The organism is Amycolatopsis sp. BJA-103 (genome assembly GCF_002849735.1).
Classification (GTDB): Bacteria; Actinomycetota; Actinomycetes; order Mycobacteriales; family Pseudonocardiaceae; genus Amycolatopsis.
Genome location: NZ_CP017780.1, coordinates 5,797,651 through 5,824,399, shown reverse-complemented (window position 1 = coordinate 5,824,399; position 26,749 = coordinate 5,797,651). Strand labels below are relative to the sequence as shown.

At 69.4% G+C, this 26,749-nt stretch carries 27 protein-coding genes and 1 pseudogene; 13 read left to right on the top strand and 15 right to left on the bottom strand.

The features are described from left to right. The first annotated feature begins 117 nt into the window (after positions 1-117). Positions 118-552, top strand: a complete 435-nt coding sequence (locus BKN51_RS25370; RefSeq protein ID WP_101610027.1) for a hypothetical protein — start codon at positions 118-120, stop codon at positions 550-552. Position 553: 1 nt separating this feature from the next. Here the strand turns inward: BKN51_RS25370 and BKN51_RS25365 are convergent, their stop codons facing one another. Further along, entirely contained in the window at positions 554-955 is a 402-nt protein-coding gene (locus tag BKN51_RS25365; RefSeq protein ID WP_233222992.1) for a MarR family winged helix-turn-helix transcriptional regulator, read from the bottom strand. A gap of 179 nt (positions 956-1,134) precedes the next feature. Between BKN51_RS25365 and BKN51_RS44455 the strand changes: the two are divergent. Further along, a pseudogene (locus tag BKN51_RS44455) lies at positions 1,135-1,425 on the top strand (VOC family protein); the annotation flags it as partial. On the opposite strand, the gene BKN51_RS25355 reads toward BKN51_RS44455, so the two are convergent. Next, entirely contained in the window at positions 1,339-2,349 is a 1,011-nt protein-coding gene (locus BKN51_RS25355) for a helix-turn-helix domain-containing protein (RefSeq protein WP_199192909.1), read from the bottom strand. The pseudogene BKN51_RS44455 and the gene BKN51_RS25355 overlap by 87 nt on opposite strands. A gap of 102 nt (positions 2,350-2,451) precedes the next feature. On the opposite strand from BKN51_RS25355, the gene BKN51_RS25350 reads away from it, so the two are divergent. The 3 genes from BKN51_RS25350 to BKN51_RS25340 all read left to right on the top strand — a co-directional run bounded on the left by BKN51_RS25350 (position 2,452) and on the right by BKN51_RS25340 (position 5,868). Further along, a complete protein-coding gene (locus BKN51_RS25350; RefSeq protein ID WP_101610022.1) occupies positions 2,452-3,357 on the top strand; it encodes an MBL fold metallo-hydrolase in 906 nt (301 codons plus the stop codon). Between the two features lie 11 nt (positions 3,358-3,368). Then, positions 3,369-4,631: a carboxylesterase/lipase family protein gene (locus BKN51_RS25345; protein ID WP_101610021.1), complete on the top strand. Its 1,263-nt coding sequence runs from the start codon at positions 3,369-3,371 to the stop codon at positions 4,629-4,631. 100 nt (positions 4,632-4,731) lie between these two features. Next, positions 4,732-5,868, top strand: coding sequence for an FAD-dependent oxidoreductase (locus tag BKN51_RS25340; RefSeq protein WP_101610019.1), 1,137 nt, complete (start codon positions 4,732-4,734; stop codon positions 5,866-5,868). 99 nt (positions 5,869-5,967) lie between these two features. Here the strand turns inward: BKN51_RS25340 and BKN51_RS25335 are convergent, their stop codons facing one another. From BKN51_RS25335 to BKN51_RS25325, 3 genes are all read right to left on the bottom strand, one after another. Next, a complete protein-coding gene (locus BKN51_RS25335; RefSeq protein WP_101610018.1) occupies positions 5,968-6,705 on the bottom strand; it encodes a Clp protease N-terminal domain-containing protein in 738 nt (245 codons plus the stop codon). 94 nt (positions 6,706-6,799) lie between these two features. Then, positions 6,800-7,927 carry a C40 family peptidase gene (locus BKN51_RS25330; RefSeq protein WP_101610017.1) on the bottom strand — a complete coding sequence of 376 codons (1,128 nt, stop codon included), beginning with the start codon at positions 7,925-7,927 and terminating at the stop codon, positions 6,800-6,802. Then, positions 7,927-8,886, bottom strand: coding sequence for a nucleoside hydrolase (locus BKN51_RS25325; RefSeq protein WP_101610015.1), 960 nt, complete (start codon positions 8,884-8,886; stop codon positions 7,927-7,929). Before BKN51_RS25325 ends, BKN51_RS25330 begins: the two co-directional genes overlap by 1 nt. Positions 8,887-8,939: 53 nt before the next feature. On the opposite strand from BKN51_RS25325, the gene BKN51_RS25320 reads away from it, so the two are divergent. Continuing rightward, on the top strand, positions 8,940-9,698 hold the full coding sequence (locus BKN51_RS25320) for an acyltransferase (protein WP_101610013.1): 759 nt from the start codon (positions 8,940-8,942) through the stop codon (positions 9,696-9,698). Here the strand turns inward: BKN51_RS25320 and BKN51_RS25315 are convergent. Continuing rightward, positions 9,695-10,261 carry an NADAR family protein gene (locus BKN51_RS25315; RefSeq protein WP_174720453.1) on the bottom strand — a complete coding sequence of 189 codons (567 nt, stop codon included), beginning with the start codon at positions 10,259-10,261 and terminating at the stop codon, positions 9,695-9,697. The two genes, BKN51_RS25320 and BKN51_RS25315, sit on opposite strands and share 4 nt — an antisense overlap. A 91-nt stretch (positions 10,262-10,352) precedes the next feature. Here BKN51_RS25315 and ilvA point away from each other — a divergent pair, with 91 nt between their 5' ends. Beyond that, positions 10,353-11,609, top strand: a complete 1,257-nt coding sequence (gene ilvA, locus BKN51_RS25310; protein WP_101610012.1) for a threonine ammonia-lyase IlvA — start codon at positions 10,353-10,355, stop codon at positions 11,607-11,609. Positions 11,610-11,679: 70 nt separating this feature from the next. Here the strand turns inward: ilvA and BKN51_RS25305 are convergent, their stop codons facing one another. Together BKN51_RS25305 and BKN51_RS25300 are read right to left on the bottom strand one after the other, a co-directional pair. Then, the gene (locus tag BKN51_RS25305) at positions 11,680-12,504 is read right to left on the bottom strand and encodes an NAD(P)H-binding protein (RefSeq protein WP_101610010.1); all 825 of its coding nucleotides are present in this window, start codon (positions 12,502-12,504) and stop codon (positions 11,680-11,682) included. A gap of 78 nt (positions 12,505-12,582) precedes the next feature. Next, positions 12,583-14,010 (bottom strand): short-chain fatty acyl-CoA regulator family protein, encoded by a 1,428-nt coding sequence (locus BKN51_RS25300; protein ID WP_101610009.1) that lies wholly within the window; start codon positions 14,008-14,010, stop codon positions 12,583-12,585. A gap of 228 nt (positions 14,011-14,238) precedes the next feature. Between BKN51_RS25300 and aceA the strand changes: the two genes are divergently transcribed. The 4 genes from aceA (at position 14,239) to BKN51_RS44730 (ending at position 18,534) form a co-directional block, all read left to right on the top strand. Then, the gene (gene aceA, locus BKN51_RS25295; protein ID WP_101610007.1) at positions 14,239-15,525 is read left to right on the top strand and encodes an isocitrate lyase; all 1,287 of its coding nucleotides are present in this window, start codon (positions 14,239-14,241) and stop codon (positions 15,523-15,525) included. Positions 15,526-15,630: 105 nt separating this feature from the next. After that, on the top strand, positions 15,631-17,235 hold the full coding sequence (gene aceB / locus BKN51_RS25290; protein ID WP_101610005.1) for a malate synthase A: 1,605 nt from the start codon (positions 15,631-15,633) through the stop codon (positions 17,233-17,235). Positions 17,236-17,497: 262 nt separating this feature from the next. Then, positions 17,498-18,283 (top strand): class I SAM-dependent methyltransferase, encoded by a 786-nt coding sequence (locus tag BKN51_RS25285; protein WP_101610004.1) that lies wholly within the window; start codon positions 17,498-17,500, stop codon positions 18,281-18,283. Positions 18,284-18,402: 119 nt separating this feature from the next. Beyond that, positions 18,403-18,534, top strand: a complete 132-nt coding sequence (locus BKN51_RS44730; RefSeq protein WP_255414845.1) for a hypothetical protein — start codon at positions 18,403-18,405, stop codon at positions 18,532-18,534. Positions 18,535-18,640: 106 nt separating this feature from the next. On the opposite strand, the gene BKN51_RS25275 is transcribed toward BKN51_RS44730, so the two are convergent. The 6 genes from BKN51_RS25275 to BKN51_RS25250 all read right to left on the bottom strand — a co-directional run bounded on the left by BKN51_RS25275 (position 18,641) and on the right by BKN51_RS25250 (position 24,337). Continuing rightward, entirely contained in the window at positions 18,641-19,894 is a 1,254-nt protein-coding gene (locus BKN51_RS25275) for a glycosyltransferase family 4 protein (RefSeq protein WP_101610000.1), read from the bottom strand. A gap of 90 nt (positions 19,895-19,984) precedes the next feature. Continuing rightward, a complete protein-coding gene (locus BKN51_RS25270) occupies positions 19,985-20,215 on the bottom strand; it encodes a hypothetical protein (protein ID WP_101609998.1) in 231 nt (76 codons plus the stop codon). Then, a complete protein-coding gene (locus tag BKN51_RS25265) occupies positions 20,215-21,276 on the bottom strand; it encodes a hypothetical protein (RefSeq protein WP_101609996.1) in 1,062 nt (353 codons plus the stop codon). The genes BKN51_RS25270 and BKN51_RS25265 overlap by 1 nt, the downstream gene beginning before the upstream one ends. A gap of 277 nt (positions 21,277-21,553) precedes the next feature. After that, positions 21,554-22,042, bottom strand: a complete 489-nt coding sequence (locus tag BKN51_RS25260; RefSeq protein WP_101609995.1) for a glutathione peroxidase — start codon at positions 22,040-22,042, stop codon at positions 21,554-21,556. A 13-nt stretch (positions 22,043-22,055) separates the two neighbouring features. Beyond that, entirely contained in the window at positions 22,056-23,567 is a 1,512-nt protein-coding gene (locus BKN51_RS25255) for a 1,4-alpha-glucan branching protein domain-containing protein (protein ID WP_101609993.1), read from the bottom strand. After that, positions 23,564-24,337 carry a class I SAM-dependent methyltransferase gene (locus BKN51_RS25250; protein ID WP_101609991.1) on the bottom strand — a complete coding sequence of 258 codons (774 nt, stop codon included), beginning with the start codon at positions 24,335-24,337 and terminating at the stop codon, positions 23,564-23,566. The genes BKN51_RS25255 and BKN51_RS25250 overlap by 4 nt, the downstream gene beginning before the upstream one ends. 94 nt (positions 24,338-24,431) lie before the next feature. On the opposite strand from BKN51_RS25250, the gene BKN51_RS25245 reads away from it, so the two are divergent. Next, complete coding sequence (locus BKN51_RS25245) at positions 24,432-24,872, top strand: hypothetical protein (protein ID WP_101609989.1); 441 nt, start codon at positions 24,432-24,434, stop codon at positions 24,870-24,872. On the opposite strand, the gene BKN51_RS25240 is transcribed toward BKN51_RS25245, so the two are convergent. Further along, positions 24,853-25,704 carry a DegV family protein gene (locus tag BKN51_RS25240; RefSeq protein WP_101609987.1) on the bottom strand — a complete coding sequence of 284 codons (852 nt, stop codon included), beginning with the start codon at positions 25,702-25,704 and terminating at the stop codon, positions 24,853-24,855. The two genes, BKN51_RS25245 and BKN51_RS25240, sit on opposite strands and share 20 nt — an antisense overlap. 243 nt (positions 25,705-25,947) lie before the next feature. Between BKN51_RS25240 and BKN51_RS25235 the strand changes: the two genes are divergently transcribed. Further along, entirely contained in the window at positions 25,948-26,733 is a 786-nt protein-coding gene (locus BKN51_RS25235) for an electron transfer flavoprotein subunit beta/FixA family protein (protein WP_101609985.1), read from the top strand. Positions 26,734-26,749: the final 16 nt, after the last annotated feature.

Sequence of the window (26,749 nt, the reverse complement as noted above, 5' to 3'; positions counted from 1 at the left end):
GGTCCGGCGGGCCCGCGAGCGCTGGCGGATATCCGCCGTGAAGATCGGCCGGATGGCCGTCCCGGCGGGACCGAAAGTCCGATCCCGTGCGCGCTGCGGCGAGGTTGACTCGATCGTATGAACACGAAGATCACGGCGGCGGTACTGGCCGCGGCGACGGCGACGGTCGCCCTGACCGGATGCGGTCTCAAGGAAGGTTTGACCGAGAGGGCGAACGGCCACGTCAAGACGGTCGGCTACCCGACCGGCGTGGAAGGCAAGCGTGACAAGGACGCGCGGGTGCCGGACTGGGTGCCGGACCGGGCGATGTCGATCACGGAGGTCATCCGGACCACGGGCTCGGAGCGGATCCTGCGCTTCGCCGGCGGGGAACTGCCCTCGACCTGCGTGCCGGGGCCGGCGGCGACGCAGGCGGCCACGCTCGCCGCCCCGTGGTGGCCGCAGGGGCAGGAGAGCAGGACCGACAAGGTCTGCGGGGAATGGCACGTGCTCGTCCAGGATGGTGACGTCTACGCCTTCAAGCCGGAGACGCTCGTGAACACGAGGTCTTGAGCTACTCCTCGGGCGCGAGCGCGGCGGTGCAGGCGGCGAGATCGGTCAGCAGCCGGTCCTGATGAGCGGCCGAAAACGGTTCGAGCATCCGTTTCTCCACTACGCGCACGGCGATGCTGGCCACGTGGAGCTGCGCGCGTCCGGCGGGGGTGAGCGTGCTCGGCAAGGCGCGGCCCTGGGGCGCGGTCGGCGGCCGGGTGACCAGTCCGCGGTCCTGGAGCCCGCGCAGCACCAGGTTCATCGACTGCCGGGTGACGAACACGGCTCGCGCCAGTTCCGCGTTGGACAGTCCCGGCCGTTGCGAGAGCACTTCGAGACAGGAGTACTGCGGCACGGTGAGATCGAGAGGGCGCAGAGCGGTGTCCATGGCCGTGCGAAGCGCCGTCGCCGCTCGCTTCAGCATGTATCCGACCGCTCGGTCCAGCGGTCCGACCTGCTCTGCCTGATCAACCTCTGCCTGATCAACCTCTGCCTGATCAACCTCTGCCTGATCAACCTCTCCTCGATTAACTCCGCCTTGACTCATGTCAGCATCATGACATACCTTCGGATGTCAACACGCTGACATCAAGGGAGACGACAATGACCGTGACCGGACTCGATTTCCTTTCGCTGCAAGTGCGCGATCTCGACCGGGCGGCCGAGTTCTACGAGACCCGGCTCGGCCTGCGCAGGCTGCCCGTCGCGCCGCCTCACGCGGTGGTGTTCGGCACCGGGACGATCCCGTTCGCGGTGCGGGAACCCGTGCCGGGGATGGATCTGGACGCCGTGTCCCCGGGGCCGGGATCAGGAGTGGCGCTGTGGCTTCACGCCGATGACGCGCAATTGCTGCACGACCGGCTGGCCGCGGCGGGCACTCCCATCGTCACGGAGCCGTTCGACGGGCCGTTCGGCCGTACGTTCGCCTTCTCGGACCCGGACGGTTACGTGATCACGATCCACGACAAGGCCTGACCGTGCCTGCCCGAGCAGCTTGAGCCCTTGCTCACCGGGGGAGCCGGCGGGGGTCGTGCACACGATGAGCAGCTGGTCCGGTGACCGGGCGATCGCCAGGGTCTGCTGGGTCACCGTCACCGGGCCGACGACCGGATGGTGCAGCTCGTAGGCCGCCGCGTCGCAGGGCTGCACGCGATGGTCGCCCCAGAGCGCGACGAACTCGGTGCTCTTCATCGTCAGTTCGCCGATCAGTTCCGCGAGCAGCGGATCGTCGGGATGCCTGCCGACGGCGATCCGCAGATTGCCGACCACCGCGCGGATCTTCCGCTTCCAGTCGACGTACAGCTCCCGGCTGTGCGGGTCCAGGAACAGCATCCGGCTCATGTTCGGCCGTCGCGCCGGATCCTCCGGGGCGTGGAAGCCGAGGTGCCCGGCGAGCAGCGCGTGGCCGAGGTCGTTCCACGCCAGGACATCCGAGCGACGGCCGAGCACCAGCGCGGGAGCGGCGACGGTGCGCAGGAGATCCCGGGTCTCGTCGTGGAGCTTCTCGGGCCGGGGACGGCGTGCCCGGGGTGCGCGGCGGGCGGCATCGGCGAGCCTGTCGAGGTGTTCGCGTTCGTGGCCGTCCAGCAGGAGCGCGCGGGCGATCGCGTCGAGCACTTCGGCCGAGGCGCCGCGCGACATGCCCTGCTCCAGCCGCGCGTAGTACGAGACGCTGACGCCCGCGAGCTGGGCCAGCTCCTCACGTCGGAGCCCGGCGACCCGGCGGCGTGGTCCGAGATCGCGGAGGCCGACGTCTTCCGGCCGCAGCCGCGCCCGCCGTGCCTGCAGGAAGTCGCCGAGCGGTCCTGGTCCGTCCATGATCCCGAGTATCCGTCGCGGGGCGGGTCTCAGCCACACCCTCCCGGTGGGAGGACAAGCGGGGCGTGGTCCGGGCGCGCCCCGGTGTCCAGGCTCGGTCACATGGACGAGATCACCATCGGGGACGTCACGGTCACCCGGGTCAAAGAGTTCTACGGTTCGCTCGGGATGACCCCGGCCGAATTCCTGCCCGACAGCCCCGACGGCGCGTGGGACGAACACCGCGGCTGGCTGGCGCCCGACTTCTGGAACCCCGAGACGAACGAGTGCCACGCGGCACTCCAGTCCTGGGTGCTGCGCAGCGAGGGGCGCACGATCCTCGTCGACACCGGGGTCGGCAACCACAAGGACCGGCCCTACGCGGCGGTGTGGAACCGTCTCGACACCGCCTACCTCGACAACCTCGAGGCCGCCGGTGTGCGGCCGGAGGACGTCGACGTCGTGGTCAACACCCACCTGCACATCGACCACGTCGGTTGGAACACCCGGCTCGACGGCCGCACCTGGGTGCCGACCTTCCCGAACGCCACGTATCTGATGCCGCGGCCGGACTTCGAGTTCTGGAACCCCGCGGAGGAGCACGATTCCGTGCTGGGGCGCGGAAATCAGAACGTCTTCGAGGACAGCGTCGCGCCGGTGCACGAGGCGGGCCTGACCCACCTGTGGGACGGGACCCACCGGATCGACCGGAATCTGCGGCTCGACCTCGCCCCCGGGCACACCCCCGGCTCGTCCGTGCTCACCCTGGAATCCGGTGGGGAGAAGGCGTTGTTCGTGGGGGATCTCGTGCACACCGCGGTGCAGATCGTGGAGCCGGACAGCAACTCGCCCTATTGCGAGGATCCGGCCGGATCCCGGGCCAGCCGGCACAAGGTGCTCGGTGACGCCGCCGACAGCAACGCGCTCGTCTTCCCCGCGCACTTCGGCGCGCAAGGCGCCTTGAGGGTCGAGCGCCGGGGCCCGAAGTTCGCGATCTCGCGGTGGGCGGGTTTCTCCCACCTCTCCTGAGAGGAGTTTTCGTGTCTCCGCAAGTAAAAACCCCCGCAGGCGCCGTGCGCGGCCTTCGCGACTCCTTCGGCGAGCTCTACCGCGCCATCCCGTACGCGGCGGCGCCGATCGGTCCCGGCCGTTTCCGGCGGCCCGCGCCGCATCCGGGCTGGTCCGGCGTCCGCGACGCGACGCGGCCCTCGCCGACGGCTCCCCAGCCCGTCCGCGACTTCGGCCGTCTCGACATGACTCCCTACTTCGGCCCGGGCTGGGTGCGGGACGAGGAGTACCTGACCGTCGACGTCCGGACGCGCGCCGCGGACGACGGCGGACGGCCGGTGATGGTCTTCGTGCACGGTGGCGGTTTCGTCACCGGCTCGACCCGCGCCGCGCTCTACGACGGGAAGGCCTTCGCCCGCGACGGCGTCGTCCTGGTGACGGTGAACTACCGCCTCGGCGTACCCGGATTCCTCGATCTGGACGGTGCGCCCGCCAACCGGGGGCTGCTCGACGTGCTCGCCGCGCTCGGCTGGGTGCGAGACACGGTCGCGCTCTTCGGGGGCGACCCGGACAACGTCACCGTCTTCGGGCAGTCCGCGGGTGCCACGCTCACCGGGGCACTGCTGGCGACGCCGGAGGCGACGGGCTTGTTCCGGCGGGCGATCGTCCAGAGCGGCAGCGGTACCGGCGCCTTCACCCCGGAGCAAGCGCGCCGGGTGACCGCCGCCGCGGCCTCGGCGCTGGGAGCCGAACCTTCCGCCGAAGCGTTCGGGGAGATCCCGGACGAGCGGTTCCTGGAAATCCTGCCCGCCCTGGCCGGTCTCGATCTGCGGACCGAGACAGCTTCGGATCCCTTGGCCGGGCTGAGTCCGTTCAGCCTCGTGCTGCCGGTCCAGCCCGCCGACGGTCTCGTGGCCGAGGCGGAGTTGCTCATCGGCACCAACACCGAGGAAGGAAACCTTTACAGCGCGGCGAAAGACGAGGCCACCGCGCTCGGGGACACGCTGTTCGGGACCGGTACGGCACGTCTGGCGCGGGCTCACGGCCGCGCTCACGTCTATTCGTTCGGCTACCACTCGACGGCGCTGGACGGACGTCTCGGCGCCGCCCACACCGTCGAGCTGCCGTTCGTTTTCGACCTCGCCGACGAGCCGTGGCTGCACGGGGACACCGGTCTGCTCGGCCCTGATCCCGCCCCGGCGGGCCTCGCGGCCAAGATGCACGGCGCGTGGGTCGCGTTCGCCAGGACCGGGGACCCCGGCTGGACACGGGACGCTGTCGAGTTCTTCGGCTGACAGGGCGTGCCAGGCCGGTGCCAGCGTCGTGTGCGTGGCCTGCCAGCGGTCCGCGACAGTCTCTGGAATGTCATTCCAGTCGCGAACTCGAGGAGTCACCATGCGCACACCGGTCACGATCATCGGAGCCGGACTCGGCGGCCTCACGCTGGCCCGTGTCCTGCACGTCCACGGAATCCCGGCGGAGGTCTACGAAGCGGAAGCGTCCCCCACCGCGCGCTTGCAGGGCGGGATGCTCGACATCCACGACTACAACGGGCAACTCGCCCTCGAGGCGGCGGGCCTGAGGGACGAGTTCCAGGGCATCGTCCTGGAGGGCCGCCAGGCATTGCGGGTCTTCGACATGGACGGGACCGTCCTGTTCGAGAGGGAAGACGACGGCACGGGCGGCCGTCCCGAGGCGCAGCGCGGCGATCTGCGGCGGATGCTGATCGATTCGCTCCCCGAAGGCACTGTCCGGTGGGGGTACAAGGCCGTCGGCGCCCGGACGCTCGAAGACGGCCGCCACGAGGTGACGTTCGACGACGGCCGCACCGTCGTCGCCGAGCTCCTGGTCGGCGCCGACGGCGCTTGGTCACGCATCCGGCCGCTGCTCACGGACGCCATCCCCGAGTACGCCGGCACGTCGATCGTCGAGACCTATCTGTACGACGCCGACACCCGGCACCCCGGCGTGGCGAAAACGGTCGGCGGCGGGTCGATGTTCGGGAACGGGGGAGAACAGGGGTTGAGCATCAACGCCCATCGGGAATCCGGCGACACCCTGCACGCCTACGTGGAACTCGGCAAACCGCTGGACTGGTTCGGCACCGTCGACTTCGCCGACGCCGAGGCCGCCAAGGCGCGGATCGCGGCGGAGTTCGAAGGCTGGGCTCCGGAACTCACCGCGCTGATCACCGACAGCGACATCGCGCCGATCCACCGGCCCGCCTATGCCCTGCCGTGCGGGCTGCGGTGGGATCGCGTCCCGGGGGTGACCCTGCTCGGCGACGCCGCGCATCTCGCGCTGGCGAACGGCGAAGGCGCCAACCTGGCGATGCTCGACGGCGCCGAGCTCGGCAAGACCCTCGCCGCGCGTCCCGGCGACGTCGAGGCAGCGCTCGCCGAGTACGAACAGGCCATGTTCGTCCGCTGTGAGACGCCCCTCGACGAGGACTTCCTGCTGGAAAGCATCTTCGGTGATGAAGTCCCCGAGCGGTTGCTCGTCATGTTCGAGGCCGTGCAGCGGAAGTCCTAGGCGGTCACACCGTTCCCGTCACGATGAGCACCAGGATCGCGGTGAGCAGGGCCAGCGTGGCGGACGAGAGGATTCGCACGATGTGTCCTTTGTGGACGATCAGTCGCCCGCTCGTTCTTCCAGCCGGTCGAGGCGATCGAGGACGGGACGCAGTTCCTGACGGACCGCGGCGGTGATCATGGCCGCGGCGTCCGCGGGTGCCTTGGCGCTCGTCTGGGCGCGGAGGTGGGTGTAGCCGGTGAGCGCGGCCACGACCGTCCGGCGCGCGGTGCGCAGGTCGACGCCCGACTCCCGCAGGACGTGCCCGGCCGTTCCGTCGGGTTCGCTGACGAGGCCGAGCAGGAGGTGTTCACAGCCGACGTAGTTGTGCCCCAGCGCGAGAGCCTCGGTCACGGCCAGCTCCAGCGCGTTGGCCGCGGGGCCGCTGAACCGTGTCGCCGGCGCGGCTTCGGCGGCCTCCGGTGTCGCGGAGGCGGTGGCCAGCGCGCGTGCCACGTGCGCGGGATCGATCTCCATCGCGCGCAGCACGTGCAGGGCGAGATTGGTCCCTTCGGTGAGCATTCCGTGCAGCAGGTGTTCCGTGCCGACGTCGGCGGCGCCGCTCGCCCGGGCCTGCTCGATCGCGAGTTTGAGCACGGTGCGCGTGCGTTCGGTGAACTGCGAGAGCTGCGCCGTCGGGTCCTCGGTCTCCAGATCGCCCAGCACGGTCGCCCGGATCGCCGTCACGCGCCGGACCGACTGCTCCAGCGCCCGCTGGCAGATCGCCGAGACCGGCACCCCGGCCGCCTTGACCCCTTCGGCCAGCTCGTCGGGCAGATACACGTTGATCTTCGGCATCGCGGCCGCTCCTTCCGGTTGCCTGTAACCCCATTTATAACCCTACTTGGGGTTAGAGGCAACTGGCGGCGGGTGTTCTGGGCCTTCCGGCCGGTCAGGCGGCCGGGCGGCCCGCTCCGGCGTAGTCGTCGCCCTGCTTCCGGTAGGTGTGCACCTGCACCGCCTGCCCGGTCTGCGGGGCGTCGATCATCTGCTGGTTCCCGATGTAGAGCCCGACGTGGTGGATCTTCGTGTTCGGCTCGCCGTAGAAGATCAGGTCGCCGAGCTGGGGATCGTTCACCTTGCTCACGCTGTGGTACTGCGTGTGGGCGGTGCGCATGAGCTTGACGCCGGCGCTGGCGTACGCGGCCGTCGTCAGGCCGGAGCAGTCGAAGCCGGGGTCGCCGCCGCCGGTGCCGTTGCCGCCCCAGACGTAGGGCAGCCCGATCTTGTCGATGGCGAAGTTGACCGCGCTCAGCGCCGCCGTGTTCGGCGGTTGCGGGCTTTGGCCGACGGTGCCGTAGACGTTCACCGTCGCGAGCGTGCGGTGCATCAGCAGCGGCGCGGGCTGCAGCGTGCTCACCGCGTTCCACCACGTCTGGCCCTGGCCGAGGTCGCGGCCGTTCGCGCACAGGGCACGTCCGGCGGTGAGCGTGGCGTCGTCGATGTTCTGCGGATCCGGCTTGGCGCCGCTCGCCGAAGCCTGGAACTGGCCCCAGACCGACGGCGCGAGTTGCAGCGGTCCGCTCGCGTTCGGGGTGGACACGACCTTGTTGTAGAAGTCGCGGACCTCGACCGTCCCGAGCGGAACGGTCATCATCCCGGCGTCGTTGAGGCTCGACCCCTTGGCGCGGCCGTGGTCGGAGCCGATCTTCCCGAGTGCCGCGAGAGTCACCCAGGACAGGCGGCAGCCCGGCGTGTCCTTGCTCAGTGTCACGGTGGTCTTCGCGTAGCCGGTCATCGCGCGCAACGGGATGTCGAGCCAGCCGCTGGTCTTCGACACCCAGGCGTCGAACTCCTTGCCCATCTGCTGCGGGACCTTCGGCTGTTCCTTCGGTATCTCCGCGGGCGCGGACGACGACGTCGGCGGCGCGGGGACGACCGAGGACTGGACGGCGGCGGCTTCCGGCTTCGGCTCGTCCTTCGGCGCGAAGGTGATGGCGGCGACCAGGGCGGCGCCCGCGACGACGACCGCGGCGATGATCACCGGAAGTCTGCGGCGGCGGGAGGTTTCCTGTTCCATCACAGACCCCCGACGATGCGGCTGAGCACGAACTCGCGGAAGGCGTCGACGTCGGTGGTCAGCGCGACGTCGATGGTGCGGCCCGGCACGGCCTGCGGATCGGTGCTCCGCAGCCTTCGCCGGTCCACCAGTGTCGCGCCGCGCGCGGGGCCGAAGCCGCACTCGACGTCCACGGGGTACGACTCGGTGCCGAGGATGCCCGGCCGGATCGCCTCGGCCACCGCGACCGCGTCGTGCATGACCATCCCGGGGAAACCGAGGACGGGGGTGTAGTGCTCGACGTACGTGGGCGTGAGCGCTTCGAGTGCCGCGCCGAGCGGGCCGGACGCGGCGAGTTTGCCGAGCCAGGCCGTGTCGACCGAGCACTGGTGCGTGAGGTCCAGCGGGACCAGCACCGTCGGGATGTCCCCGTCGACCAGTACCCGGCGGGCGGCCTCGGGATCGCTCCAGATGTTGAATTCGGCGGCCGTGGTGGAGTTCCCCTTGGCCACCCCGCCGCCCATGATGACGATCCGGCCGATCTTCTCGCGGATCTGCGGATGGGCCGCCAGCAGCAGCGCGATGTTCGTGAGCGGGCCGATCGGGGCGATGGTCACCGGCTCGTCGGCGGCTTCCAGCAGATCCACCAGCAGGCGGACGGCGCCGCGTTCGTCGAGCGCGCGCTTCGCCTCCGGCAGGGTGCCTGCGTGCCCGGAAAGACCGTCCTGACCATGGACGAAACCGGCGGGTTTGGCGTTGTCGTACACCAGCGGCCGCTCCGCGCCGGCGGCGACGGGGACGTCCTCGCGGCCGAAAAGCTGCAACAGGTTGCGGGCGTTGGCGGTGGTGTGACTCAACGGCACGTTGCCGAACACCGTGGTCACGCCCAGCAGGTCGACGTCCTCGGCTTGCGTGGCCAAGGCCAGCGCGAAGGCGTCGTCGACCCCCGGGTCCGTGTCGATGATCAGCTTGGTGCCCATACGCGTGCTCCCCTTTGCGGTCGGCGGCCTGATCACAGGTTACGGTCACCGGTATGACGTCCATGTGGGGTGCGCCCGCGTTGTCCCGGCTCCGCGCCTGGGGCCAGGCCCGTCGTGATCCGCGTCAGGCGAAGTTCCTGACCAAGGATTCGCTGCGCTGGGTGCTGCGAAACCGCGCGTACACGCCTTGGTACCTGGTCCGGTACTGGCGGCTGATGAAGTTCCGCGTCGCGAATCCGCACATCATCCTGCGCGGCATGGTGTTCCTCGGCAAGGACGTCGAGATCCACTGCCGTCCCGGCTACGGGCGGCTGGAGATCGGCCGCTGGGTGCACATCGGCGACGGCAACGCGATCCGCTGCCACGAGGGTTCGCTGCGCATCGGCGACAAGGCGGTGTTCGGGCGCCAGAACGTCCTCAACGGCTATCTCGACATCGAACTCGGCGCGGCCACGCTCGTCGCGGACTGGGTGTACATCTGCGACTTCGACCATGTCACCACCGACATCACCGTCCCGATCAAGGATCAGGGCATCGTGAAGTCGCCGGTGCGGATCGGGCCGGACACCTGGATCGGCACCAAGGTCTCCGTGCTCAAGGGCACGCGGGTCGGCCGCGGCTGCGTCCTCGGCGCGCACGCGGTGGTGCGGGGCGACATCCCGGACTACTCGATCGCCGTCGGCTCGCCCGCCCGCGTGGTGCGGAACCGGCAGGACGACTACGCCGCCGACGCCGCGCGTCGCGAGGCTGTCGCGGACATGGCACGCAAGGCGAACAAGGCGCTCCAGAAGACCCTGGGCGTCGACAACTAGCCGCGCAGCTGCTCGCGGACCTCCATCAGCGCGAAGCCCAGGAGGTTCTGCCCGCGCCAGTAGTCGGGGCGCGTGGCGTTCTTGTCGTCACGGGCGACGCCACTGCCCCAGACCAGGTCCATCTTCGACGCCTCGACGATCACCTTGTCGCCCGTGCTCAGCAGGAACTCGCTCAGTTCGGCGTGCTGGCGGAACTTCTCCAGGTTCCCGTCGACGACGATGTCGAAGCGGTGCCGCTCCCACTTGTCCCCGTCGAAGCCCGAGACCTCGCGGCCGAGGATCTTGGCGGTTTTGGGGTCCGGCGCCTGACGGATGTTCTCCGCGGCCTCGTAATCGCCGAACAGTTCGGCCTTGCTCGCCATCATGTAGTGCTCGGCCGTCGGGTACCGCTCGCCGCCCGCGACGAACGGCGCCAGCCACCACTGGCTCAGGCAGGCCGCGTTGACCCGGCCGCTCTTGAGCGGGGTGTGGCCGTAGAAGAGCTGGTACTCGGGCTCCGCGCCACTGTGGACCAGCTCGCGCAACGCATCGAGACTCCGGACTCCGTCGACCTTGCTCACCATGGCGTCCAGTGGACCACAGGCCACCGACATCCCGCGCACCCACTGGACCACTCTCCGACGTGGCCCGAGGTGGTAGGTACATTCAGCATTCGTGCAAGGGATCGAAACGGTGAGCGCCCGAACGGTCGAAGAGGCCGCGAAACGACTGGCCGGGGTGGTGACCCGCACGCCGCTGGAACCGAACGAGCGGCTCTCGGCACGGGTCGACGCCCGGGTCTGGCTCAAACGCGAAGACCTCCAGACCGTGCGCTCGTACAAGATCCGCGGTGCCTACAACTTCATCGTCCAGCTCGACGCGGCGCACCGGGAACGCGGCGTCGTCTGCGCGAGCGCGGGCAACCACGCGCAGGGTGTCGCGTACGCGTGCCGCCGTCTCGGCGCGACAGGCCGTGTCTACGTGCCGGGCACGACTCCCCGGCAGAAGCGCGAGCGGATCGCGACGCTGGGCGGTTCGCATATCGAGGTCATCGTCGTCGGCGAGACCTACGAAGACGCCTTCACCGCCGCGAAGCAGGACGCGGAGAGCACCGGCGCGACGCTGGTCCCCGCTTTCGACGCGCCGGAGACGGTCGCCGGACAGGGCACGGTCGCGATGGAGGTCGTCGCGCAGCTCGGGTTCGTCCCGGACGTCATGGTGGTGCCGGTCGGCGGTGGCGGCCTGCTCGCGGGGATCGCCGCGTGGGCCGCGGAGCGGGCGCCGGAGATGCGGATCGTCGGGGTCGAACCGGCGGGCGCGACCTGTATGGCCGCCGCGCTCGCGGCGGGCGAGCCGGTGCGGCTCGAAGGCGTCGACACGTTCGTCGACGGTGCGGCGGTCGCGCTGGCCGGATCGGTGACGTATCCGCTGGTCCGCGACGGCGGCGTCGAACTCACCGACGTCGCCGAGGGCGCGGTGTGCACGGAAATGCTCGCGATGTACCAGTCCGACGGCGTGATCGCCGAACCCGCGGGCGCGCTCGCGGCCGCGTCGCTGGGCTCGACGGTGAAGATCGACCCCGGCCAGATCGTGGTGTGCGTCGTGTCCGGCGGCAACAACGACGTCAGCCGCTACGGCGAAGTGCTCGAACGGTCGTTGATCCACGAAGGACTGAAGCACTACTTCCTGGTGGGATTCCCGCAGGAGCCCGGCGCGCTGAGGCGGTTCCTCGACGAGGTCCTCGGGCCGGACGACGACATCACGCGGTTCGAGTACGTGAAGCGCAACAGCCGCGAGACCGGCCCCGCGCTGATCGGCATCGAACTCGCGCGGGCCGGTGACCTGGAGGGCCTGCTGCACCGGCTAGACGTGAGCCCGCTGCAGGTGGAGCGCGTCGAACCCGGCAGCCCGCTCTTCCACTTCTTGGTCTGAAGCCCCGCGTTTCGTCCTCTAGTTGCGGTCCTTGCGCGTGCAACTACCGCAACTAGAGGATGAATCGCGGCTAGCGGAAGGCGGCGAGGTGGGTTCGGGCCCAGGCGGCGAACGGCCGCGGCTCCCGTCCGGTGAGGTCCTGGACGGCACCCGTGACCTCGGAGTCGTCGAACTCGCCCTCGGCGAAGAAGCGGAAGAAGGCGTCGACGTACTTCTCCGGCATCTCCGCGCTCATCGTCACACGGGCTTCGGCGTTCGACAGCGGCTCCAGCCGCAGGTCGCGGCCCAGCAGCTCACCCAGCACCCGCAGCCTGTCGGCGGGCAGGAGCGAGCCGGGACCGGTGATGGCGTACGCCCGCCCCTCGTGCCCCGGCGTGGTCAGGGACTCCGCGGCGACGGCGGCGATGTCGTACGGATCGATCGTCGCCACCGGCACGTTCGCGAACGGCTCGCGGACGACGTCACCCGCCCGGAGCTGCGCGGCCCACTGCAGCGTGTTCGACATGAACCCGCTCGGCCGCAGGAACGTCCACGCCAGCTCCGACGCGCGCACCGCCGCCTCGGCCGCCATGTGCGTCCCGGCCACGGCGTTGTCCGCGTGCGCGCCGGCGACCGAACGCGACGACAGCAGGGTGACCTGCTCGACGCCCGCGTCCCGCATCACCTCGAGCGCGCCCGCCATGTGGTCGTAGCCGCCGAGCAGGAACACCGCCCGGACACCGTCCAGCGCGGGTTTCAGGCTCGCCGGTTCGTTGAGATCGCCCGGCACGCCTTCGGCCCCGTCCGGCAGCGGGCGCGGCGTGCGGACCAGCGCCCGGACGGGATGCCCGCCGCGCGCCAGGATTGTGGTCAGTTCCGTGCCGACGTTCCCGCCTGCTCCGGTCACCAAGATCATGAAGTTCTCCCCAGTGCGGTGGCCGCCGTCACAGGCGACGGCCGTCGTCGGCAACCCTGCCAGGGAGATCAAGACGGCTCAAGGCGCCTTGGGCACCGCCGGGTACGGGACGAAGGTGCTGGTGTTCTCGTCGACGGTCAGCTGCTTGCCGATCGTCGGGAACGCGCGCTGCGAGCAGGCCGGGCGTTCGCAGACTTTGCAACCCATGCCGATCGGGGTGGCCGCGTCACGGTCGTCGAGATCGAGCCCGGTCGAATAGATCAGCCGTTTCGCGTGCCGTAGTTCGCAGCCGAGGCCGACGGTGAACGTCTTGCCGGGGCTGCCGTAACCGCCGATGTTGCGGGACACCGTCCGCGCGATCCAGAAGTAGCTCTTGCCGTCGGGAAGGGTCGCGATCTGGGTGAGGATCTTGCCCGGCTGGGTGAACGCCTCGTAGATGTTCCACAGTGGACAGGCGCCGCCGACCCTGGAGAAGTGGAAACCGGCCGCGGACTGGCGTTTCGACATGTTCCCCGCCCGGTCGACGCGCACGAACGAGAACGGCACGCCGCGGTTCTTCGGCCGCTGCAACGTCGAGAGCCGGTGGCAGACCGTCTCGAAGCCGACGCCGAAGTGGTCGCACAGCCGCTCGATGTCGTAGCGGAAGCGTTCCGCGGTGGAGAGGAACGGTCCATAGGGGAGGATCAGGGCGCCCGCGAAGTAGTTCGCCAGCCCGACCCTCGCCAGCGAACGCGCGGCGGGACCGGAAAAGGCCCACGAGTCGGCGAGCTCGGTGATCAGGTCGTCGTAGTCGAGCAGGGCGATCTGCGAAGCCATCCGGAACGCCTGCTGCCCGACGCGCAGGCTCGGCGCCAGCCGCAGCACCCGCGGCCCCGGTTCGTACCGGTGCTGCTCGCCGTTGGCCTCGTCGATGCCTTCGTTCGTGACATCGACGCCGTAGCGCTGGATCAGCGTCTCCTTCAGCGCCGCGAGCACCCGGCCGCGCTGCAGCGGGATGTCGTGCGCCATCCGTTCGGCGCGTTCGTCCAGCTCGGCGACGTAGTTTTCCCGCTCGTAGAAGAAGTCCCGGACCTCTTCGTGCGGCAGCGACCCGGCCGCGCTGCCGTGCATGCCCAGCCCGTTCTCCGTGGTCAGCGCGGCGGTGTTCTCGACCGAGTTGCGGTAGCTGCGATGCAGTTTGACCAGTGCTTGCGCGATCGTCGGCAGGTTCGTGGCGAGGTCGTTCAGCTCGCTGGTGGTGACGTCGATGCCGAGGACCTCGTCGAGCAGCGCCTCTTTCACATCCGCCACCAGCCGTGCGGTGTCGTTGTTCGCGAAGAACTCGGTGTCCACTCCGAACGCTTGAGTGATGCGAAGCAGCACCGGGACGGTCAACGGACGCGAGTTGTGCTCGATCTGGTTGAGGTAACTGGGTGAGATCTCCAGCACACGAGCGAGATCCGCCTGGCTCATCGACCGGCTTTCGCGCAGATGCCGAAGCTTCGCTCCGGCGAAGGTTTTGTCCACGCTGGCCTCTCTGTCCGCAAGGTTTCCGGGCCTGAACGATTCAGTTAACGGTCAAGCCCGTGGATTTTCGCTCGGCTTGCGAACCTGCGATTCGCAACCTTTGCAAGATGCTACGGAAGCTTCGCAGAAATTGGCAAATTGGAGGCCTGGATCGGATTTCCCCTGTCATGTCAGGGTCGGATCAGGAAAGGCGATCACTCGCAAACTTCGCAACACCGGGAGAATCCGATGACTGAGCACGCGCAGCAGCTCGAGAAGGCGGCGGCCGAACTGACCAAGCAGTGGGAGACCGACCCCCGCTGGGCGGGAGTGAAGCGGTCGTACTCGGCCGCTGACGTGGTCAAGCTGCGCGGCAGCGTGGTCGAGGAGCACACGCTCGCCCGCCGCGGTGCCGAGAAGCTTTGGGACCTCCTGCACACCGAGGACTACGTCCACTCGCTGGGCGCGCTGACCGGCAACCAGGCGGTGCAGCAGGTCCGCGCCGGCCTCAAGGCCATCTACCTGTCCGGCTGGCAGGTCGCCGCCGACGCCAACCTCTCCGGCCAGACCTACCCGGACCAGAGCCTCTACCCGGCCAACTCGGTGCCCGCCGTCGTCCGCCGCATCAACAACGCGCTGGGCCGCGCCGACCAGATCAACTGGGCCGAGGGCAACACCGACACCGACTGGTTCGCCCCGATCGTCGCCGACGCCGAGGCCGGCTTCGGTGGCCCGCTCAACGCCTTCGAGCTGATGAAGGGCATGATCGCCGCCGGTGCCGCGGGTGTGCACTGGGAGGACCAGCTCGCGTCCGAGAAGAAGTGCGGCCACCTCGGCGGCAAGGTGCTGATCCCGACCAAGCAGCACGAGCGCACGCTGAACGCCGCCCGCCTCGCCGCGGACGTGCTGAACGTGCCGTCGCTGATCGTCGCCCGCACCGACGCCCAGGCCGCGACGCTGATCACCAGCGACGTCGACGAGCGTGACCGCAAGTACGTCACCGGCGAGCGCACCGCCGAGGGCTTCTACAACGTCACCAACGGCATCGACCCCTGTATCGACCGCGGTCTGGCCTACGCCGAGTACGCCGACCTGCTGTGGATGGAGACCTCCAAGCCGGACCTCGAGGTCGCCCGCCAGTTCGCCGAGGCGATCAAGGCGAAGTACCCGGACCAGATGCTGGCCTACAACTGCTCGCCGTCGTTCAACTGGAAGAAGCACCTGGACGACGCGACGATCGCGAAGTTCCAGCGCGAGCTCGGCCACATGGGCTACAAGTTCCAGTTCATCACCCTGGCCGGCTTCCACGCCCTGAACTACTCGATGTTCGACCTGGCGCACGGTTACGCCCGCGAGGGCATGACCGCCTACGTCGACCTGCAGGAGCGCGAGTTCGCTTCGGAGGACCGCGGTTACACCGCCACGAAGCACCAGCGCGAGGTCGGCACCGGCTGGTTCGACAACGTCGCGACCGCGCTGAACCCGACCAGCTCCACGACCGCGCTCGCCGGCTCCACCGAGGCCGAGCAGTTCTGATCCCTCGCAAGTAGGTGAGGAGGTGGCGGTCTTTCGACCCCGGGAGACCGCCACCTCCCCTCTTCCCCTCTAACTCTCTTTCGCGAAGCCCAGCGGAGGCACACCATGGTTGAGAAGCTGAACTACCGGATCGACGTCTGCGGACCCGCCGGAGCCCGGTTCGACGAGATCCTCACCCCGGCCGCGCTGGACTTCGTGGCCAAGCTCGACAACGCGTTCGCCGGTCGTCGCCGCGAGCTGCTCGACGCGCGCCGCTTGCGCCGCGAAGAGCTGCAGTCCGGCGAGAAGCCGCTGGGCTTCCTGCCCGAGACGCGTTCGATCCGCGAAGACAGCAGCTGGTCGGTCGCCCCGGCCGCGCCCGGTCTCGAAGACCGCCGCGTCGAGATCACCGGCCCGACCGACCGCAAGATGACGGTCAACGCGCTCAACTCCGGCGCCAAGGTCTGGCTCGCCGACTTCGAGGACGCGACCTCGCCGACCTGGCACAACGTCATCGACGGCCAGCTCAACCTGTTCGACGCGATCCGCCGCAACATCGACTTCACCACCGAGGCGGGCAAGCGCTACACGATCGGCGACGAGCCCGCGACGATCGTCGCCCGCCCGCGCGGCTGGCACCTGGTGGAGAAGCACATCCGCATCGACGGCCGCCCGGTTTCGGCGAGCCTGGTCGACTTCGGTCTCTACTTCTTCCACAACGCGCGCCAGCTGCTGGCCCGCGGCAGCGGTCCGTACTTCTACCTGCCGAAGCTCGAAAACCACCTCGAAGCGCGGCTGTGGAACGACGTCTTCCTGCTGGCGCAACGGGAACTCGGTATCCCGCGCGGCACCATCCGGGCGACCGTGCTGATCGAGACGATCACCGCCGCGTTCGAGATGGAGGAGATCCTCTACGAACTGCGCGAGCACGTCGCCGGGCTCAACGCCGGCCGCTGGGACTACATCTTCAGCGTCATCAAGAACTTCTCGTCGCACGGCGCGGACTTCGTGCTCCCGGACCGCGCGCAGGTGACGATGACCGTCCCGTTCATGCGTGCCTACACCGAACTGCTGGTGAGCACCTGCCACCAGCGCGGGGCGCACGCCATCGGCGGCATGGCCGCGTTCATCCCGAGCAAGGACCCGGAGATCAACGCGACCGCGCTCGAAAAGGTCCGCCAGGACAAGGAACGCGAGGCGAACGACGGCTTCGACGGCTCGTGGGTCGCGCACCCCGGCCTCGTCCCGGTCTGCCGCGAGGTGTTCGACGGTGTCCTCGGCGGCTGGCCCAACCAGCTCGGCAAGCTCCGTGAGGACGTCGTCGTCACCGCCGAGGACCTGCTCGACGTCGCCAGCGCCGGTGGCGAGGTCACCGAAGCCGGTGTCCGCGCCAACATCAACGTCGCGCTGCGCTACATCGACGCCTGGCTGCGCGGGACCGGCGCGGCGGCGATCCACAACCTGATGGAGGACGCCGCCACCGCCGAGATCGCCCGTTGCCAGATCTGGCAGTGGATCCGCAACGGCACCAAGCTCGAAGACGGCACCGCGCTCACCCACGAGCTCACCGTGTCCTATTTGGACGAAGAGCTGGCGTCGGTGCGGTCCGAACTGGGCGAGGGCAACCGTCTCGGCGACGCCTACGAGATCTTCACCGAGACCGCGCTGGGCGAGAAGCTGCCGAGCTTCCTGACGACCGGTGCGTACGCCCGGTACCTGACCACGCACTGACACGAGGCTCCGGCCGCCCCTACCTGACGCGGGGCGGCCGGGTTCCACACCGGTTTGGGACGGTGTGGCCCAACGGGTCCGGTGGCGGAGGCTCCCCGCCGCCGGACCCGATTCACGCGCGCGCTCCTTCCGGTAGCGCTGTCGGGCGCGCGTTGTCGCGGAGGCCCCGCCCACCACCACACCCCGGTGGGCGGGGCCTTCGCGTTCCGCCGACGGCGAAAGCGGCGGCGGGAGGGGCGCGGGCCCGGTCACCATCACGGGTATGACGATCCTCAAGTTCAGCGGCGAGGTCGCCGAGTTCTATCAGCGCTACCGCCGCGGCTATCCGGCCGGAGTCCTGGACGCGCTGGTGGCGGAATTCGGGCTCACCGCCGATGACGCGGCACTGGATCTCGGCTGCGGCACGGGTCAGCTGACCTTGCCGCTCGCCGGCCGGACGCGCGTGGCCGTCGGCATGGATCCCGAGCCGGACATGCTCGCCCAGGCCAGGAAAGCGGCCGCGGGGATTGCCAACGTGACTTGGCTCGTCGGCGCCGACAGTGACGTTCCGGCCCTGGAAGCCTTGCTGGGCAAAGAGAAGCTCGGCGTGGTCACCATCGGGCAGGCACTGCACTGGATGGACCGCGAAACGCTGTTCCCCGCCCTTCATTCCCTGGTCCGGCCCGGCGGCGGGATCGCCGTGATCACGAACGGCGCGCCGATGTGGCTGCACGACAGCCCGTGGTCGAGGGCGTTGCGCGAGTATCTGTCCGGTTGGCTGGGACAGCCGCTCGTGCGCACCTGCGGGGCCGATCAGGAGGAACAGGACCGCTATCGGGCGAGCCTGGAAGCGGCCGGGTTCACCGCGGGAGAGACCGTCGTCGAGTACGAGGACGAGATCGACCTGGAATTCGTCATCGGCGCGGTCTACTCCGCGACCCCGGAGGACAGGCTGCCGAAGCCGGATGAACGAGCCGGGTTCGAGGAGCGGCTCAGCGCGGCGATCTCCCCGCACGCACCGTTCGTGGAGCCGGTCCAGGTGAGGATCTTGACCGGCAGAAAGGGATGAACCGGTCACGGACCGCGATTAGGTAGCGGTACCTAGTGATACCCCCGTTGTTTCCGCGGCGGGTCGCGCGGATGCTCGGCGCCGGGTGGGAAATCCGCCCGGATCTCCGAGGAGTCACCATGAAGAAGCAGTTGAGAAGGGTCTTGGCGACAGCTTTCGCCGTCCTCGCGGTCGCCCTCGCCGTACCGGCCGTGTCGGCTTCGGTGACGGTCTCGGCGCAGCCGGACTGTGTCCGCCCCTGTCACTTCTGATCTTCGTCACCTAGAGCAGTCCCGGGGGTCGCGCCCCTCGCGACCCGCGACGCTCGTGGAGGGGGGTCCGGGTCCCCCGACGGCCCGGATTCCCCTCCGCCCCGCATCACGGCTCGAACGCGTTGCCCGTCGCGATCTTCGGGCGGCCCAGTTCCACCGGTTCCCCGACGCGAGTCCGCCGGTAGACCGCGGCGGTCGCCTCGGCGATCCGGCCCCAGTCGAAGTCCGCGGCCAGGCGCGACTGCGCGGTCAGCGCCCGTCGCGCGGCGGCGACCTCGTCGTCCAGCACCGCTTCGACGGCGTCCCCGAGCGCGTCGACGTCGCCGGGGCTGAACGCCAGGCCGGTCTCGCCGTCGACGACGACCTCGCCGAGCCCTCCGGCGGTGGACGCCACGAGCGGCGCCTTCGCGGCGGCGGCTTCCAGCGCGACGATCCCGAACGGTTCGTACCGGCTGGGCAGCACGACGGCGTCGGCAGCGGCCAGCACGGCGCGCAGTTCACGGTCGGACAGGTGCCCGACGAAGTCCACCGCGCGGCGGACGCGCAGCTTGCGCGCCTGGTCGACCAGTTCCTCCAGATGCCTGCCCTTGCCCGCGACGACCAGCCTGGTCCCCGGTTTGGCGCGGCGGATCCGGGGGAGCGCGGCGAGCAGGTCCTGCACGCCCTTCTCCCATTCCAGCCGTCCGAAGTAGAGCAGCAGCGGCGCGCCGGAGGGGCTGTAGACCTCCCGCGCGTGCGCGACCTCTTCCGCGGGCACCTGCCAGGTGCGTTCTTCGATGCCGTTGTGGATCACGGTGACCGCGTCGCCGTCGACCTCGAACAGCTGCGACACCTCGCGGCGCATGGCCTGCGAACAGGTGATCAGCGCGTCCGAGCGGTTCGCGAGCCACCATTCGACCGAGTGAACCTGCTGGTTCAGCGGATGCGAGAGCCAGCCGGAGTGCCGTCCGGCCTCCGTGGCGTGGATCGTGCCGACCAGCGGGACCCGCGCGGCCTCGGCGATCGCGATCGCGGGGTGGGTGACCAGCCAGTCGTGCGCGTGCACGACGTCCGGCTGCCAGCCTCGCAGCAGGTCGGTCGCGGCGCGGACCATCGCGTGCCCCATGGCCAGTGTCCACGCGACGAGGTCCCGTTCGAAGGTCACGTGCATCGGATCCTCGGCGACCCGGATGATCCGCACGCCCTCGACCACGCGATCGGTCCTCGGGTGGGTCTCGGCGTCGGTGCCCGCCGTGTGACGGCACAGGACGACCACGTCGTGCCCCTGCCGGACGAGATGCCTGGCCAGGGCGTGGACGTGCCGTGCGAGTCCGCCGACGACCACGGGTGGGTACTCCCACGACAACATCAGCACGCGCATGGGTGGAGGTTACTCGTGAGTCGGTCTTCGCCGCCGGGGCGATCGCCCCGGCGGCATCATCGCCCGCGACCGCGCTGTCATCGAGGCGGGTCAGTCCGGCCGGGCTTCCACCGGACCGCCCGAGTCACGGACCCGGACGGGCACCCCGAGCAGCTGAGAAGGCAGCTGCCCGGGGTCGTGACCGGGGGTCACCCACACGTCGATCGTGGGTGCCCCCTCGGCCTCGCCCTGTCCGACCCCCACCACCCCGGGGACGTCGTCGAGCCAGCGCGACGCGGTGATCAGCGCGGCGTCGACGGTGTCGGCACTGTCGTCGGCCACTACGGGTGCACCCGGATGCCGAGCGAGGCCTCGACCAGCGTGATCCGGTTGATCACGGTGACCACGGGCGAACCCGCGAACAGCAGGCCGACGGCGTTTTCGCTCAGATCCGCCACGAGGCTGCCCGAGTCGCCACCGGCCGACATGTCGGTGGTGAGCAACTGCTGCGCGAACCGGGCCACCCGGCCGCCGCCGTAGTTGACGTCCACCGTCGCGTTGATGTTGGTGATCCGCCCGGTCGTCCAGTTCGTGGTCCGGCCGGTCTTCTGCACGATCGTGCCGACCGCGGGCGCGACGTTGGTCCCCTTGATGTCGCCGACCCAGAAGATCCGCCGGTCCAGGTCGTGGAACTGGCCCTCGGCGATGGCCGCGTCGACGAAGTTCACCGGCACCGGCTGCCCGGAGGTGATGAACTTGATCGGCACGAACCGGCTCAGCCTGGCGATGACGTCGGCGGGTGTGGTGCCGCCGTCGAACGGGCCGGGCTGCAGGATCGGGTCCCCGATGGCAGCTGCGTTGGAGTTCGCCAGCACGTGGTTGTTGCTCAGGATGTAGTACCTGGGCGGTTTGCCCGGCAGCGCGGTGGCGTCGTAGACGGCGGTGCCGTAGGTGCCCGCGGTGATCTTGAAGTGGCCGACGCTCAGCCCGCCGAACGCCGGGCGGAACCGCTTGGCCAGGGTGAACGGGCCGACCTGTTCGCGGGCGAGTTCGTCGGGCCTGCTCAGCATCTGGGCCGGCGGGTCTTCGAGCAGGGTGGGGGAGCCGTTCACCTTCGGCGGCGCGATGCTGCGGCCCGCCTGCAGCACGCCGACCTCCTGCACGTCGACGGGGACACCCGCCAGCGTCGCGGGGACGAGGTCGTCTTCGCGGACCATCTCGTGCGGCAGTTTCGTGTCGACCAGGACCGTGATCGCCTTTTCCCCGGTGTCCGTGCCGCCCGACCATTTCGTGCCGAGCGCGACACCCACGACGTTCTGTCTGCTGAGCAACGCGTCCTCTTCCGCGGCCTGCACACTCGCGAGGGAGAGGAACTCGTCAGGGATCATATTGTTTTCGATCATTTCAGCCACACTTTTCCTGGTTGTCGGCGTTGACAAGTGCGGGAGCCCCGACGAAAGAGTCTTCCCCTGTGCGAGGGGTCGCGCCATAGTGCAATCGGGTAGATCGCTTCATTCTCGTATGTCAAGATTTCCCTTGTGTGGCAAGGGTTTGTGATCGATCCACCGGCCATCGCGCGAGACGGCGGGGCATTCGGGGACTTTGGTCCTCAGTGTGCCGGAAAAGGAAACGGGCGGGTTCGGAGAGAACACTCCGAACCCGCCCGTGGCGGAGAATGGTTCAGGCGCCGACGGTGGCCTCGATCGCCTTGGTGATCGTTTCGTCCTCGGGTTCGGTGCGCGGGCGGAAACGGCCCACCACTTCACCGGACGGGGAGACGAGGAACTTCTCGAAGTTCCACTGCACGTCGCCCGCGGCGCCTTCCGCGTCGGCAGCCTTGGTCAGCTCGGCGTAGAGCGGGTGACGGCTTTCCCCGTTGACGTCCAGCTTCGCGAACAGCGGGAACGAAACCCCGTACGTCGTCGAGCAGAAGGTCTGGATCTCCTCGGCGGTACCCGGCTCCTGGCCAGCGAACTGGTTGCACGGGAACCCGACGACGGAGAAACCCTTGTCCGCGTAGCGTTCCTGCAGCTTCTCCAGTCCGGTGTACTGCGGCGTCAGGCCGCATTTCGACGCCACGTTCACCACCAGCAGCGTCTTGCCCTCGAGCGCGCCGAGCGTGGTGTCCTCGTCCGCGAGCGTCTTCAGCGGAATGTCGTGGATCCCCATGATTCCCCTTTCGTCATTTCCTCAGCAGATCACGCGCGTCGACGTGCCCGAACGGCCCGTCGTCGCGCCGGAACGCGGCCGCCGTCTCCCCGGCCCGCTCGTGCGCGCCGTCGCGGAGCAGTCCGGCCAGCGTGTCGAACCGGTCGGTGTGCGCCTTCGCCCGCCGCCGCGCGTAGTCGGCGGCGGAGTCCTTGGTGACCATGAACGCCCAGTCGCTCGAAAGCGCCAGCATCGCCTCGGCGACGGCCTGGTCGCGGACGGCGTCACGGGTCGTCGTGTCCATCCCGGTGACGAGGTCGAGCATCCGGTGCTGCAGCGCGGTGTTGTCCCGCACCATGTCGGCGACCTGCTCGCCGTCCCAGACCCGCCAGTCCTTGCCCGAGCCCCACGACGACGCCGGGAGATCGACCTTCCCGCCGAGGTGGCCCGCTTCGAGCGCGCCCTTGAGCGTGGTGACGCGGACGCCCGCCTCGGGCAATGCGCGCAGGACACCTTCGAGCCAGGCCGGTCCCTCGTGCCACCAGTGCCCGAACAGTTCCGTGTCGTACGCGGCGACGACGAGCGACTCGCGGCCGTGCTCGGCCTTGAGCGAGCGCAGCCGCGCGACGACGGTGTCGACGAAGTCCTGGACGTGGCCGCCGAGGACGCCCGAGGCCATCGCCGGATCGTAGGGCGCCTTGTCCGGCGGCTCGACGGTCTTGCCGGTCACCCGGGACGGCTTGAGGCCGACTTCGTGCGCCCAGGTGTGGAAGTCGCGGTAGGCGGCGTTGCCGGGGTAGCCGGCCTTCGGCGACCAGACGCGGTAGGTGACTTCGAGGTCGCGGCCGAAGCAGACGACGTCGGAGTCGCCGACGGTGCGCGCGGCCGAGGTGTCGCCGTGCAGGGAAGGCCCGTCGACCATGAACCGCCGGACGCCCGCGGCGGCGTACCCGGCTTCCATGCCGGGCGCGTACCCGCATTCAGGTGCCCAAATGCCCTCGGGGCGCTGTCCGATCCGCAGCGCGGTGTCGGCGAGGCCGCCGCGCAGCATGAAGTCCCGGACCGCCGGGTCGAGCAACGGCTGGAACGGATGCGCCAGCGGGCCGCCGAGAAGTTCGATCGTCCCGTTGTCCACAAAGGACCGGAGGATCGGCGAGAAGCCGTGACGCCAGCGGGTTTCGAGTTCTTCGGCCGCCCTGGTCGCCGTCCGGTACTCGCTCGCGGCGAGATCGCGCAGCAGCGGGTCGCCGCGCCAGAGCGTGGACGCGTGCCACGCGCGCAGCTGCCAGTGCCCGAGCCAGTCGTGGAACGCGTCGATGCAGTAGGGGTCATCGAGCTGGGCGGCGAGGATCGGGGTCATGCCGAGGGTGAGGACGTCTTCGCGGCCCTCGTCGGCGAAGCGGCGCAGAAGGTCGACCATCGGCAGGTACGAATGCGCCCAGGCCTGGTAAAGCCATTCTTCGCCGACCGGCCAGGACCCGTGGTGCGGCAGCCACGGCAGGTGGCTGTGCACGACGAGGCAGAACGTGCCCTCGTACTCGCTCATCGCCGCACCGCCACGGCGACGAGGTCGAGGCTGGCGTCGAGGTCTTCGCCGTGGATCGCGAAGTCCGCGGCCTGGATGCCTTCGACGTCGGCGAGCAGTGCGGGCGGCCAGGTCGCCTGGCCGGGCAGTTGTCCCATGACGACGTCGAGCTGCGCGTCGATGATCGAGCCGCCGTACTCGGCGTCGAGCTTCGCGACGCCTTCACCATGGTGGAGACCGTGCAGCGTCTCGACCTCGAACCCGGCGTCACGCAGCAGTTCGTCCAATTCGGACGGTGCGAGTTCCCTGGTGTGGAACGGGTTGAGCGGGGTGTCGCTGTCTGGGGTGAAGGTCAGCCGGTTGGGCGTGGTGACGATCAGCCGTCCGCCGGGAGCCAGCACGCGGCGGCACTCGGCGAGGAAGGCGCCCTGATCCCAGAGATGCTCGATCACCTGGAAGTTGGCGACCACGTCGATCGAGGCGTCCCGCAGCGGCAGGAACACCAGGTTCGCCCTGGCCACACCGATGCCGGGGTAGCGGCGGGCGACGTGCTCCGTGGTGGGCACGTCGTAGTCGAGCGCGAGCACCCGCGCGGCGACGGTGGCGATGAGCCCGGCGCCGTAGCCCTCGCCGCAGCCCGCCTCCAGGACGGTCTTGCCTTCGCACAGCGGGAGGAGATGGTGATACGCCGCTTCGTGGCGGCGAAACCAATAATTCTCCTCGGCGATGCCCGGCACGGTGCGTTCACCCGTGAGGTGCAGCGCTTCGGCCCTGGTGGCTGGGGTGGTCACGCCGCGACCCTACCGGCCGGTCACTTCCATCCCGTCCGCAAGTCGTCCTCTGGTTGCGGTGTCACGTTTCGCGGCGCTGTCCAGTCCAGGAGGTATGCAACGGACACTCACTCGCGTACTGCTCGTCGTCTTCGGTCTCATCGAACTGCCCGTCGGGCTCTGGCCACTGTTCAGCCCTCGCGGTTTCTACGACGACTTCCCCGGTTTCCGCACCGGCTGGGTGGCGATGGACGGCCCCTTCAACGAACACCTGCTCCGCGACTTCGGTGGCCTCAACCTGGCGCTTTCCGCCATCCTGATCGGCGCGGCCGTGATCGGGACGACCGCCGTGGCCAGGCTCGCGGCGCTGGCGACCTTCCTCTTCGGACTGCCGCACTTCCTCTACCACCTGGGCCACGTCTCGCATTTCGAGCCGGTGGACCAGGTGCTGATCGTCGCGACGACGGCGCTGGGCGCGGTTCTCCCGCTGGTTCTGGTGCTGATCCCGGGGCTTGAGCCGAATTCGAAAGAAGGACCTACACCGGGGACACCGTGATGCCGATCGCGCCGGGACCGAGGTGGGCGCCGAGGATCATGCTGGCGTCGACCAGGGTGCTGTCGACCATATGCGGCAGCCGGGCCCGCAACCGCCCGCCAATCTCCAGGTCGCGTTCGTCGGGGCCGAACCGGGTGATGGCGACCTCGACGTCCTGATCACCCGCGCAGTCCACCGCGAGGTCGACGAGTTTGTTGAGCGCCCTCCGCTGGCCCGGCACCCTGGTCAGCGGGGCGACCTCGCCGTTCTTCAGCGTCAGCAGGGGTTTGATCGAGAACGCGGAGCCGAGGAACGCCTGCGCCGCGCCGATCCGGCCGCCGCGCCGCAGGAACTCCAGCGTGTCGACGTAGAGGATCTCCCGGCTGCCCCGGAACCGGCGCTCGGCCGCGTCGATCACCCGGGTGGCCTGCCCGCCGGCGGCGGCGACCTTGGCCGCCGAGGTCGCCGCGAAACCGAGGCTCATCCCCGTGGTCCCGCTGTCGAGGACGTGGACGGGGATGTTCACCTGCTGGGCGGCCTCGCGGGCGGCGTTCACCGTCTCCGACATCCGTCCCGAGATGTGGACGCTGACGATCGCCGAGGCGCCCTTGCTCGCGGCGTCCTGGAACGCCCAGAAGAACGCGGCGACCTCCGGAGGCGCCGTCTTCACCGGGGTCCCGGCGCGCAGCTGTCCGATGACTTCGTCGCGGTCGTAGCGGTTCTCCTCGTCGAACTGCTCGCCGACCTGTAATTGGACCTGAACGACGCCGATTCCCCAGCGTTCGGCGACCGGGACGGGGAGGCAGGAGGTCGAGTCCGTGATCACGGCGACAGGGCCGGGCATGGAACGCATGGTGGGGCACGTTAGCCCGTCACCCTCGCCGGGAGTACCCCGGAATACGGCCGTTCGGGTTAGTCGGCCGGTTACACTCACTTCCGGGTGAATTACCTGGACGATGGTCCCACTAAAACGTGCATCCAGGTGAATGAGGTCACCTCGGCGGGCCGCGGCGCCGAAATGGCCCTAATCTACCGGCCAGTAGAGCTGTTGCCCCGTGGCCGACGCCGGCCACCAACGGGAGGTCGAAGTAGACCCATGACGAACATCGTTGTCCTGGTCAAGCAGGTACCGGACACCTACTCGGAGCGGAAGCTCTCCGGTGCCGACAACACTCTTGACCGCGAATCCGCCGACGCCGTGCTCGACGAGATCAACGAGAAGGCCGTCGAAGAAGCCCTGAAGATCAAGGAAGCCGGCGAGGGCGAGGTCACCGTCGTCTCGGTGGGTCCCGACCGCGCGACCGACGCGATCCGCAAGGCGCTGTCCATGGGCGCCGACAAGGCCATCCACGTCTCCGACGAAGCGCTTCACGGCTCCGACGCGATCGCCACCGCCAAGGTGCTGGCCGCCGCGATCGGCAAGGTCGAAGGCTACGACCTGGTCATCACCGGGAACGAGGCCTCCGACGGCCGCGGTGGCGCCGTGCCGGCGATCATCGCCGAGCTGCTCGGCCTGCCGCAGTTGACCCACGTGAACGAGCTGACCGTCGACGGCACCTCGATCAAGGCCGACCGCTACACCGAGGACGGTGTCACGCACCTCGAGGCGAACCTGCCCGCGCTGGTGAGTGTCGGCGAGAAGATCAACGAGCCGCGCTACCCCTCCTTCAAGGGCATCATGGCCGCGAAGAAGAAGCCGGTCGAGACGCTGACCGTCGCGGACCTCGGTCTCGACGCGGGCGAGGTCGGCCTCGGCAACGCCTGGTCGTCGGTGCTCGAAGCCACTCCGAAGCCGCCGCGCACCGCCGGTGAGCGCGTCGAGGACGAGGGTGACGGCGGCAGCAAGGTGGCCGCTTACCTGGTCGCGCAGAAGCTCATCTGAGACAGGTTTCGAGGAG

Excerpts from the sequence above, each read along its gene's own strand:
- BKN51_RS25370 (WP_101610027.1), top strand. The coding sequence starts at position 118 with ATGAACACGAAGATCACGGCGGCGGTACTGGCCGCGGCGACGGCGACG.
- BKN51_RS25365 (WP_233222992.1), bottom strand. The coding sequence starts at position 955 with ATGCTGAAGCGAGCGGCGACGGCGCTTCGCACGGCCATGGACACCGCT.
- BKN51_RS25355 (WP_199192909.1), bottom strand. The coding sequence starts at position 2,349 with ATGGACGGACCAGGACCGCTCGGCGACTTCCTGCAGGCACGGCGGGCG.
- BKN51_RS25350 (WP_101610022.1), top strand. The coding sequence starts at position 2,452 with ATGGACGAGATCACCATCGGGGACGTCACGGTCACCCGGGTCAAAGAG.
- BKN51_RS25340 (WP_101610019.1), top strand. The coding sequence starts at position 4,732 with ATGCGCACACCGGTCACGATCATCGGAGCCGGACTCGGCGGCCTCACG.
- BKN51_RS25335 (WP_101610018.1), bottom strand. The coding sequence starts at position 6,705 with ATGCCGAAGATCAACGTGTATCTGCCCGACGAGCTGGCCGAAGGGGTC.
- BKN51_RS25330 (WP_101610017.1), bottom strand. The coding sequence starts at position 7,927 with ATGGAACAGGAAACCTCCCGCCGCCGCAGACTTCCGGTGATCATCGCC.
- BKN51_RS25325 (WP_101610015.1), bottom strand. The coding sequence starts at position 8,886 with ATGGGCACCAAGCTGATCATCGACACGGACCCGGGGGTCGACGACGCC.
- BKN51_RS25320 (WP_101610013.1), top strand. The coding sequence starts at position 8,940 with ATGACGTCCATGTGGGGTGCGCCCGCGTTGTCCCGGCTCCGCGCCTGG.
- BKN51_RS25315 (WP_174720453.1), bottom strand. The coding sequence starts at position 10,261 with ATGGTGAGCAAGGTCGACGGAGTCCGGAGTCTCGATGCGTTGCGCGAG.
- BKN51_RS25305 (WP_101610010.1), bottom strand. The coding sequence starts at position 12,504 with ATGATCTTGGTGACCGGAGCAGGCGGGAACGTCGGCACGGAACTGACC.
- aceA (WP_101610007.1), top strand. The coding sequence starts at position 14,239 with ATGACTGAGCACGCGCAGCAGCTCGAGAAGGCGGCGGCCGAACTGACC.
- aceB (WP_101610005.1), top strand. The coding sequence starts at position 15,631 with ATGGTTGAGAAGCTGAACTACCGGATCGACGTCTGCGGACCCGCCGGA.
- BKN51_RS25285 (WP_101610004.1), top strand. The coding sequence starts at position 17,498 with ATGACGATCCTCAAGTTCAGCGGCGAGGTCGCCGAGTTCTATCAGCGC.
- BKN51_RS44730 (WP_255414845.1), top strand. The coding sequence starts at position 18,403 with ATGAAGAAGCAGTTGAGAAGGGTCTTGGCGACAGCTTTCGCCGTCCTC.
- BKN51_RS25275 (WP_101610000.1), bottom strand. The coding sequence starts at position 19,894 with ATGCGCGTGCTGATGTTGTCGTGGGAGTACCCACCCGTGGTCGTCGGC.
- BKN51_RS25265 (WP_101609996.1), bottom strand. The coding sequence starts at position 21,276 with ATGATCGAAAACAATATGATCCCTGACGAGTTCCTCTCCCTCGCGAGT.
- BKN51_RS25260 (WP_101609995.1), bottom strand. The coding sequence starts at position 22,042 with ATGGGGATCCACGACATTCCGCTGAAGACGCTCGCGGACGAGGACACC.
- BKN51_RS25255 (WP_101609993.1), bottom strand. The coding sequence starts at position 23,567 with ATGAGCGAGTACGAGGGCACGTTCTGCCTCGTCGTGCACAGCCACCTG.
- BKN51_RS25245 (WP_101609989.1), top strand. The coding sequence starts at position 24,432 with ATGCAACGGACACTCACTCGCGTACTGCTCGTCGTCTTCGGTCTCATC.
- BKN51_RS25240 (WP_101609987.1), bottom strand. The coding sequence starts at position 25,704 with ATGCGTTCCATGCCCGGCCCTGTCGCCGTGATCACGGACTCGACCTCC.
- BKN51_RS25235 (WP_101609985.1), top strand. The coding sequence starts at position 25,948 with ATGACGAACATCGTTGTCCTGGTCAAGCAGGTACCGGACACCTACTCG.